The organism is Microtetraspora sp. AC03309, from assembly GCF_020826795.1.
GTDB lineage: Bacteria > Actinomycetota > Actinomycetes > Streptosporangiales > Streptosporangiaceae > Microtetraspora > Microtetraspora glauca.
On record NZ_JADDIL010000304.1, the window covers coordinates 1 to 723 of the forward strand.

At 65.4% G+C, this 723-nt stretch carries 1 protein-coding gene; it reads left to right on the forward strand.

Going from position 1 to position 723, the window contains the following annotated elements; translation table 11 throughout:
- On the forward strand, positions 1-723 hold a 723-nt coding region (locus tag IMZ11_RS42980; RefSeq protein ID WP_228649377.1), incomplete at both ends, for an acyl-CoA dehydrogenase family protein.

A 723-nucleotide genomic window follows, 5' to 3' on the forward strand; every position in this document is an offset into this window, starting at 1 on the left:
CCGCGAGACGGTCAAGGAGTACATCGAGCGTGAGCTCGTGCCCAACTCCGAGAAGTGGGAGTCCGAGCGACTCGTCGACCGGTCGGCCTATGTCGCCGCCGGCAAGTACGGGCTCATCGGATTCAACATGCCCGAGGAGTTCGGCGGTGGCGGCTCGGACGACTTCCGGTTCAACGCCATCATCGACGAGGAGATCGCCAAGTCCGGCGTGCACGGCCCGGCGCTGAGCCTGCACAACGACGTCGTCGGCCCGTACTTCAAGGAACTGGCCAACGACGAGCAGAAGAAGCGCTGGATGCCCGGCATCACCAGCGGTGAGCTGATCATCGCGATCGCGATGACCGAGCCGGGGGCGGGCAGCGACCTGGCCGGCATCCGCACCTCGGCCGTGCGCGACGGTGACGACTGGATCATCAACGGCTCCAAGACCTTCATCTCCTCGGGCATCAACTGCGACCTGTGCGTCGTGGTGGCCCGCACCGACCCGGAGGCCGGCCACAAGGGCTTCACGCTGTTCGTGGTGGAGCGAGGCATGGAGGGCTTCACCCGCGGGCGCAAGCTCGACAAGATGGGCCTGCACAGCCAGGACACCTCCGAGCTGCACTTCGAGAATGTGCGGGTGCCGAACGCCAACCTGCTCGGCAAGGAAGGTCGTGGTTTCTACCACCTGATGACCAACCTGCCCTCGGAGCGGCTAGGGATCGCCATCTCGGCTATCTACGG